This window comes from Vibrio sp. 10N.261.52.C2, assembly GCF_041471425.1.
Taxonomy (GTDB): domain Bacteria; phylum Pseudomonadota; class Gammaproteobacteria; order Enterobacterales; family Vibrionaceae; genus Vibrio; species Vibrio crassostreae_C.
This window is the reverse complement of sequence record NZ_JBFROH010000050.1, coordinates 76,357-81,777: the sequence shown is the minus strand read 5'-3', so window position 1 is coordinate 81,777 and position 5,421 is coordinate 76,357. Positions and strand designations below refer to the sequence as shown.

Sequence of the window (5,421 nt, the reverse complement as noted above, 5' to 3'; positions counted from 1 at the left end):
CTTCGCTGTTAACAGCGAAGCAAAACCTGAGCTAGAAGTTACTCTTAAGTACTTCCAAGCTAAACCTGTAATCGAGCAAATCAAGCGTGTATCACGTCCTGGTCTAAGAGTTTATAAAAATAAAGACTCTTTACCTACAGTGATGGGTGGTCTTGGTATTGCAGTTGTTTCTACTTCCAAGGGTCTGATGTCTGACCGTGCTGCTCGTAAAGCAGGTCTTGGCGGTGAAATCATCTGTTACGTAGCTTAAGGAGTAGATTATGTCTCGTGTTGCTAAAGCACCTGTCGCTATTCCAGCTGGCGTAGAGGTGAAACTAAACGGCCAAGAAGTTACTGTAAAAGGTAGCAAAGGTGAGCTTACTCGCGTTCTTAACAGCGCCGTAGTTATTGCACAGGAAGAAACCAACCTAACTTTCGGTCCGAAAGAAGGTGTTACTAACGCATGGGCACAAGCTGGTACAGCTCGCGCTCTAGTTAATAACATGGTTGTGGGTGTTACTGAGGGCTTCACTAAGAAGCTAACTCTTAAGGGTGTTGGTTACCGTGCTGCTATGAAAGGCAACTCTGTAGCTCTAACTCTTGGTTTTTCTCACCCAGTAGAGCACGCTCTACCTGAAGGTATTAAAGCTGAGTGCCCTAGCCAAACTGAGATCATCATTACTGGTTGCGATAAGCAAGTAGTAGGTCAAGTTGCGGCTGACATTCGTTCTTACCGTGCTCCTGAGCCTTACAAAGGCAAAGGTGTTCGTTACGCAGATGAAAATGTGCGTACTAAAGAAGCTAAGAAGAAGTAAGGTATCACTATGGATAAGAAAGCATCTCGCATCCGTCGTGCTACACGTGCACGTCGTAAGATTGCAGAACTTGGTGCAACTCGCCTGGTAGTACACCGTACTCCTCGCCATGTTTACGCACAAGTTATCGCGGCAAACGGCTCTGAGGTTATCGCAGCTGCTTCTACTGTAGAAAAAGCGATCCGTGAGCAAGTTAAGAACACTGGTAACGTTGATGCAGCTAAAGCAGTTGGTAAAGCTGTTGCTGAGCGCGCTCTTGAAAAAGGCGTAGCTTCAGTTGCATTTGATCGTTCTGGTTTCCAATACCACGGTCGAGTAGCGGCGCTAGCAGAATCTGCTCGCGAAGCTGGTCTGAAATTCTAAGGTAGGGTTGGAAGATGGCTAAAGAACAACAACAAGCTAATGATTTGCAAGAAAAGCTGATCGCAGTTAACCGTGTATCTAAGACGGTTAAAGGTGGTCGAATCATGAGCTTTACTGCACTAACAGTAGTTGGTGACGGTAACGGTCGCGTAGGTTTCGGTTACGGCAAAGCTCGTGAAGTACCTGCTGCGATTCAAAAAGCAATGGAAAAAGCGCGCCGTAACATGGTTACAGTATCGCTTAACGAAGGCACTCTTCACCACCCGGTGAAAGGTCGTCATTCGGGCTCTAAAGTTTACATGCAGCCAGCTGCAGAAGGTACAGGTGTTATTGCCGGCGGTGCAATGCGTGCTGTACTTGAAGTTGCGGGCGTACATAACGTACTTTCTAAAGCATACGGTTCAACGAACCCGATCAACATCGTTCGTGCAACGATTGGTGCTCTAGTAGACGTTAAGTCACCAGAAATGGTTGCTGCTAAACGTGGTCTAACTGTTGAATCTATTTCGGAGTAAGCACACGATGGCAACTATTAAAGTAACTCAAACTAAAAGCTCAATTGGTCGCCTACCTAAGCACAAAGCGTGTCTTAAAGGTCTAGGTCTTCGTCGCATCAACCATACAGTAGAACTTGAAGATACACCGTGCGTACGCGGTATGATCAACAAGGTTTACTACATGGTTAAGATTGAGGAGTAATCAGAATGCGTTTGAATACTCTATCACCGGCTGCTGGCTCTAAACCTTCTAAGAAGCGTGTAGGTCGTGGTATCGGTTCTGGCCTTGGTAAAACAGGTGGCCGCGGTCACAAAGGTCAAAAGTCACGTTCTGGCGGCTCTGTTCGTCCAGGTTTTGAAGGCGGTCAAATGCCTCTAAAACAACGTCTACCTAAATTCGGTTTCACTTCTCGTAAGAGCCTAGTGTCTGCTGAAGTTCGTCTAGCTGAGCTAGCGAAAGTAACAGGTGACGTAGTTGATCTTAACAGCCTTAAAGCTGCTAACGTTATCACTAAGAACATCGAGTTTGTTAAGATCGTTCTTTCTGGTGACCTAAGCAAAGCTGTGACTGTTAAAGGTCTACGCGTGACTAAAGGCGCTAAAGCTGCAATCGAAGCTGCAGGCGGTAAAATCGAGGAATAATCTCGAGGAACGAGGTACAGATGGCTAAGAAACCAGGACAAGATTTTCGTAGTGCTCAGAGCGGCTTAAGTGAACTAAAGTCGCGCTTATTATTCGTAATTGGTGCACTTTTAGTATTCCGAGCCGGCTCTTTTGTGCCGATCCCTGGTATTGACGCAGCTGTACTTGCCGATTTGTTCGATCAGCAAAAAGGTACCATCGTAGAAATGTTTAACATGTTCTCCGGTGGTGCTCTTGAGCGTGCATCTATATTAGCATTGGGTATCATGCCGTACATTTCGGCATCGATCGTAGTCCAATTGCTAACTGTAGTTCATCCAGCGTTAGCGGAACTCAAGAAAGAGGGTGAAGCAGGCCGTCGTAAGATAAGCCAATATACACGCTACGGCACGCTTGTACTTGCAACATTCCAAGCTATTGGTATCGCAACAGGCTTACCAAACATGGTCGACAATCTGGTTGTTATCAACCAAACCATGTTTACGCTTATTGCTACCGTGAGTTTAGTAACTGGTACCATGTTCTTAATGTGGTTAGGTGAACAAATCACTGAGCGAGGAATCGGTAATGGTATTTCCATTCTGATTTTTGCAGGTATTGTTGCTGGATTGCCTTCTGCAATCGGTCAAACAATCGAGCAAGCGCGTCAAGGTGAATTGCATGTGCTTCTTCTGCTGTTGATTGCTGTATTGTCTTTTGCTGTTATTTACTTCGTAGTTTTCATGGAACGTGGTCAACGTCGTATCGTCGTTAACTATGCGAAACGTCAACAAGGTCGTAAAGTTTTTGCAGCACAAAGCTCTCACTTGCCTCTTAAGATTAATATGGCAGGTGTTATTCCAGCGATTTTCGCATCAAGTATTATTTTGTTCCCAGGAACATTAGCGCAGTGGTTTGGTCAAAATGGTGAAAGCAGCGCGTTCGGTTGGTTAACTGACGTGTCATTAGCTCTTAGCCCAGGTCAACCTTTGTATGTAATGCTTTATGCAGCAGCTATAATCTTCTTCTGTTTCTTCTATACAGCGTTGGTGTTTAACCCACGTGAAACAGCTGATAACTTGAAGAAGTCTGGTGCATTCGTACCCGGTATCCGCCCAGGTGAGCAGACAGCGAAATATATCGATAAAGTGATGACTAGACTAACCCTTGCGGGCGCTCTATACATTACTTTTATATGTCTGATTCCTGAGTTCATGATGGTCGCGTGGAACGTTCGTTTCTACTTTGGCGGCACATCACTACTAATCGTAGTGGTAGTTATCATGGATTTCATGGCACAGGTACAGACTCATCTGATGTCACAACAGTATGATTCTGTGTTAAAGAAAGCGAATCTGAAGGGTTACGGCCGTTAATTCGGTGGTAACAATTTCGATTCCATTTACGGAGTTTAGCAATGAAAGTTCGTGCTTCCGTTAAAAAAATCTGCCGTAACTGTAAAGTTATCAAGCGTAACGGTGTCGTTCGCGTGATTTGCAGTGAGCCAAAGCATAAGCAACGCCAAGGCTAATTAGCAGAAATTTTTACTTGAAATACAAGGTAGAGTCGAGTATATTCCTCGGCCTACCTTTTGCGTGCAAAAGAAGTAGTATGCCGCAGCGTATCCATAACGGGCTTTGCTGCGGATAATTCTTTTATGAACCCCTTAGGAGTGAATAATGGCCCGTATAGCCGGCATTAACATTCCTGATCATAAGCATTCTGTAATTGCACTTACTGCAATCTACGGTATCGGTAAAACTCGCTCTCAAGCTATTCTAGCTGAAGTGGGTATTGCTGAAGATGCTAAGATCAGTGAACTAACTGAAGAGCAGATCGATCAACTGCGTGATGGTGTAGCTAAGTACACTGTAGAAGGTGATCTACGTCGTGAAGTATCGATGAACATCAAGCGTCTTATGGACCTTGGCTGTTACCGCGGTCTTCGTCATCGTCGCAGTCTACCACTACGTGGACAGCGTACTAAAACCAACGCTCGCACCCGTAAGGGTCCGCGCAAGCCGATCAAGAAATAGTCGGATAAGGTAGAGTACAATGGCAAAACAACCAACTCGCGCGCGTAAGCGCGTACGCAAGCAAGTAGCTGATGGCGTAGCGCACATTCATGCTTCTTTCAACAACACAATCGTAACTATCACTGACCGTCAAGGCAACGCTCTTGCATGGGCTACAGCAGGTGGTTCAGGTTTCCGTGGTTCTCGTAAATCTACTCCGTTCGCAGCACAAGTTGCAGCTGAGCGTTGTGGTGAAATGGCTAAAGAATATGGCCTAAAGAACTTGGAAGTTATGGTTAAGGGTCCAGGTCCAGGTCGCGAATCTACTGTTCGTGCACTGAACGCTGCTGGTTTCCGTATCACTAACATTGTTGATGCGACACCAATCCCTCATAACGGTTGTCGTCCACCTAAGAAACGTCGCGTTTAAGTTTCGTTTCTAGGAATATTGGAGAAAGATCATGGCAAGATATTTGGGTCCTAAGCTTAAGCTTAGCCGTCGCGAAGGTACTGACTTATTCCTTAAGTCTGGTGTCCGTGCGATCGATACCAAGTGTAAAATTGATAACGCACCAGGTGTACACGGCGCTCGTCGCGGTCGTCTATCTGAGTATGGCGTTCAGCTTCGTGAGAAGCAAAAAGTTCGTCGTATCTACGGCGTTCTAGAAAAACAATTCCGCAACTACTACAAAGAAGCTGCACGTCTTAAAGGCAACACAGGTGCAAACCTGCTTCAGCTTCTTGAAGGTCGTCTTGATAACGTAGTTTACCGTATGGGCTTTGGCGCTACTCGTGCTGAATCTCGTCAACTAGTTAGCCACAAGTCTATTCTAGTTAACGGTAAAGTTGTAAACGTTCCTTCTTTCAAAGTAGCGGCAAACGACGTTGTTTCTATCCGCGAGAAAGCTAAACAGCAATCTCGTATTAAAGCGGCTCTAGAAGTTGCTGAACAACGTGAAAAGCCAACTTGGATTGAAGTAGATGCTGGCAAAATGGAAGGTACATTCAAGCGTATGCCTGAGCGTTCTGACCTATCAGCTGACATCAATGAACACTTGATCGTCGAACTTTACTCTAAGTAAGGTTAAAAAAAGAGAGGACACAATGCAGGGTTCTGTAACAGAATTTCTT

11 protein-coding genes are annotated in these 5,421 nt (G+C 45.3%); all 11 read left to right on the top strand.

The features are described from left to right. Positions 1-250 (top strand): 30S ribosomal protein S8 (locus AB4307_RS18295; RefSeq protein ID WP_136981978.1); only part of this gene is annotated, 250 nt, incomplete at its 5' end. Positions 251-260: 10 nt separating this feature from the next. Continuing rightward, positions 261-794, top strand: coding sequence for a 50S ribosomal protein L6 (gene rplF, locus AB4307_RS18290; RefSeq protein ID WP_017063712.1), 534 nt, complete (start codon positions 261-263; stop codon positions 792-794). Between the two features lie 9 nt (positions 795-803). Further along, the gene (gene rplR, locus AB4307_RS18285; protein WP_004738784.1) at positions 804-1,157 is read left to right on the top strand and encodes a 50S ribosomal protein L18; all 354 of its coding nucleotides are present in this window, start codon (positions 804-806) and stop codon (positions 1,155-1,157) included. A 14-nt stretch (positions 1,158-1,171) separates the two neighbouring features. Then, positions 1,172-1,672: a 30S ribosomal protein S5 gene (gene rpsE / locus AB4307_RS18280; RefSeq protein ID WP_017061307.1), complete on the top strand. Its 501-nt coding sequence runs from the start codon at positions 1,172-1,174 to the stop codon at positions 1,670-1,672. Positions 1,673-1,679: 7 nt separating this feature from the next. Beyond that, positions 1,680-1,856 (top strand): 50S ribosomal protein L30, encoded by a 177-nt coding sequence (rpmD, locus tag AB4307_RS18275; protein WP_004736756.1) that lies wholly within the window; start codon positions 1,680-1,682, stop codon positions 1,854-1,856. A 5-nt stretch (positions 1,857-1,861) separates the two neighbouring features. Next, positions 1,862-2,296 (top strand): 50S ribosomal protein L15, encoded by a 435-nt coding sequence (gene rplO, locus AB4307_RS18270; RefSeq protein WP_004736758.1) that lies wholly within the window; start codon positions 1,862-1,864, stop codon positions 2,294-2,296. Between the two features lie 20 nt (positions 2,297-2,316). Then, complete coding sequence (gene secY / locus AB4307_RS18265; RefSeq protein WP_004738781.1) at positions 2,317-3,651, top strand: preprotein translocase subunit SecY; 1,335 nt, start codon at positions 2,317-2,319, stop codon at positions 3,649-3,651. A 41-nt stretch (positions 3,652-3,692) separates the two neighbouring features. Continuing rightward, positions 3,693-3,806, top strand: a complete 114-nt coding sequence (gene rpmJ / locus AB4307_RS18260) for a 50S ribosomal protein L36 (RefSeq protein ID WP_000868186.1) — start codon at positions 3,693-3,695, stop codon at positions 3,804-3,806. 148 nt (positions 3,807-3,954) lie between these two features. Beyond that, positions 3,955-4,311, top strand: coding sequence for a 30S ribosomal protein S13 (gene rpsM, locus AB4307_RS18255; RefSeq protein WP_004738779.1), 357 nt, complete (start codon positions 3,955-3,957; stop codon positions 4,309-4,311). Positions 4,312-4,330: 19 nt separating this feature from the next. Continuing rightward, positions 4,331-4,720, top strand: coding sequence for a 30S ribosomal protein S11 (gene rpsK, locus AB4307_RS18250; RefSeq protein WP_004738778.1), 390 nt, complete (start codon positions 4,331-4,333; stop codon positions 4,718-4,720). Between the two features lie 31 nt (positions 4,721-4,751). Beyond that, positions 4,752-5,372, top strand: coding sequence for a 30S ribosomal protein S4 (gene rpsD, locus AB4307_RS18245; protein WP_004738777.1), 621 nt, complete (start codon positions 4,752-4,754; stop codon positions 5,370-5,372). Positions 5,373-5,421 lie beyond the last annotated feature (49 nt).

Excerpts from the sequence above, each read along its gene's own strand:
- rplF (WP_017063712.1), top strand. The coding sequence starts at position 261 with ATGTCTCGTGTTGCTAAAGCACCTGTCGCTATTCCAGCTGGCGTAGAG.
- rplR (WP_004738784.1), top strand. The coding sequence starts at position 804 with ATGGATAAGAAAGCATCTCGCATCCGTCGTGCTACACGTGCACGTCGT.
- rpsE (WP_017061307.1), top strand. The coding sequence starts at position 1,172 with ATGGCTAAAGAACAACAACAAGCTAATGATTTGCAAGAAAAGCTGATC.
- rpmD (WP_004736756.1), top strand. The coding sequence starts at position 1,680 with ATGGCAACTATTAAAGTAACTCAAACTAAAAGCTCAATTGGTCGCCTA.
- rplO (WP_004736758.1), top strand. The coding sequence starts at position 1,862 with ATGCGTTTGAATACTCTATCACCGGCTGCTGGCTCTAAACCTTCTAAG.
- secY (WP_004738781.1), top strand. The coding sequence starts at position 2,317 with ATGGCTAAGAAACCAGGACAAGATTTTCGTAGTGCTCAGAGCGGCTTA.
- rpmJ (WP_000868186.1), top strand. The coding sequence starts at position 3,693 with ATGAAAGTTCGTGCTTCCGTTAAAAAAATCTGCCGTAACTGTAAAGTT.
- rpsM (WP_004738779.1), top strand. The coding sequence starts at position 3,955 with ATGGCCCGTATAGCCGGCATTAACATTCCTGATCATAAGCATTCTGTA.
- rpsK (WP_004738778.1), top strand. The coding sequence starts at position 4,331 with ATGGCAAAACAACCAACTCGCGCGCGTAAGCGCGTACGCAAGCAAGTA.
- rpsD (WP_004738777.1), top strand. The coding sequence starts at position 4,752 with ATGGCAAGATATTTGGGTCCTAAGCTTAAGCTTAGCCGTCGCGAAGGT.